Origin of the sequence: Sphingomonas sp. S2M10, assembly GCF_012650175.1 — a bacterium.
GTDB lineage: Bacteria > Pseudomonadota > Alphaproteobacteria > Sphingomonadales > Sphingomonadaceae > Sphingomonas.
The window spans coordinates 1-1498 of record NZ_JAAILI010000035.1 but is presented as its reverse complement, the minus strand read 5'-3'; the positions used below and the strand labels follow the sequence as shown (position 1 = coordinate 1498).

Genomic DNA, 1498 nt, shown 5'->3' with positions numbered 1-1498 from the left:
TTAGCGCGAGCGTTTACAAGCACGGAAAGCGGCCGAAAGCCGAGTCTCACATAGATGGTACCATATGTTTTGCGGTGATGGGGCCTTATACGTTACACTCCGGCTATGACGCACACGCTGATCGGCTATGCCCGCTGCTCGACCGACAAACAGGACCTTGCCGCCCAGCATGACGCGCTGCTCAAGCTCGGGGTGGCGGCCGATCGCATCTACACCGACAAGGGGCTCACCGGCACGAACCGGGATCGCCCCGGCCTCGACCAAGCACTAGCCGCAGTACGAAGCGGCGACACGCTGGTAGTGCCCAAGCTTGACCGGCTCGCGCGATCAGTTCCGGACGCGCGCGCGATCGGGGACGGCCTTGCTGCCCGTGGGGTGAAGCTACAGCTTGGTGCCAGCGTCCACGATCCGGCTGACCCGATGGGTAAGCTGTTCTTCAACATCCTTGCCACCTTTGCCGAGTTCGAGGCGGACCTCATCAAGCTCCGCACCCGCGAGGGCATGGCGGTCGCCCGCGCTAAGGGGAAGCTGCGTGGGAAGAAGCCCAAGCTGTCCGATCGGCAGCAGAAGGAGCTTCGTCGCATGTACGATACCGACGACTACTCGATCAGCGACCTCGCCGAGCTGTTCTCGATTTCCCGGCCGACCGTTTATCGAACGCTCGGCAGGCATGCTGCCACAGCGGCGGCAGCGGCATGAATCTCACCGAACAACAAGATGCGAGTAGTGCTCGCCGCTTCGACTTCATCCTTCGCCAAGGGCTGTGGCTGGTTTCACTTCTAGCATCCATCACGCTGCCCGTTGTTTACTTTTCACGTCCGTTTGCGCCGGTTACACCCGGCCTCACCAGTATTCTCGGTTGGGGTAGCCTCTTAGGCGTGATAGCTGGCTTGGGGTCTGCGGCTTTTTATGTTCCTCTGATGCGGCGTCAGTCTACCATTGGCCGCATCGGTTATTGGCTTACCTCGGCCATGATGGGTGCTTTCGCCGGTTGGGCAGCACTGGGTCTGCTGAATGACCGTGGTGGCACCCCTCTCGGAGATGTCGAACTGCCGATCGCCCGCGTCGAGCAGGCAGGTGATCAGTTCAGCATTTATACTATGCTACCTTCCTCACCCTCAAATATTATGCGGATATCATCGACCGAAATCATTGGCCTTCCTGTTGCCGGCCAATGCCTGTTCGGCAGATTGCGACGTGGTCTGTTCGCGGCTTCCTGGCTGTCGCGCCTTTCGGTTACGTCATGTTCGGCAAAGCGAGGTGAAGCAGGAACGAACGTGCTGATGCCGATAAATCGATGGATGGACTGGCGCTGGCACAAACCACGATCCTTCAGGCTGGACGGATCTCACCAAGCCTATGATGAGGCCCTTCCTCAGAGCGCAACGTGCCGGACCGAGCGGGAAAGCTGGCTTTATCAGTGCTTCCCCAAAGGAGCAGGCCGCAGGAGGCGACAATCAGTGATGTCACTTCGTGACATTTACCGCTGAAAGCTACA

At 59.3% G+C, this 1498-nt stretch carries 2 protein-coding genes; both read left to right on the top strand.

The genetic code is table 11. The annotated features are described in order from the left end of the window. Positions 1-105: 105 nt before the first annotated feature. Positions 106-699, top strand: a complete 594-nt coding sequence (locus tag S2M10_RS08980) for a recombinase family protein (protein WP_007406866.1) — start codon at positions 106-108, stop codon at positions 697-699. Then, entirely contained in the window at positions 696-1490 is a 795-nt protein-coding gene (locus S2M10_RS08975) for a hypothetical protein (RefSeq protein WP_130119994.1), read from the top strand. The genes S2M10_RS08980 and S2M10_RS08975 overlap by 4 nt, the downstream gene beginning before the upstream one ends. Positions 1491-1498: the final 8 nt, after the last annotated feature.

What these genes read in the sequence shown, in the direction of transcription:
- S2M10_RS08980 (WP_007406866.1), top strand. Translation starts at nt 106, where the DNA reads ATGACGCACACGCTGATCGGCTATGCCCGCTGCTCGACCGACAAACAG.
- S2M10_RS08975 (WP_130119994.1), top strand. Translation starts at nt 696, where the DNA reads ATGAATCTCACCGAACAACAAGATGCGAGTAGTGCTCGCCGCTTCGAC.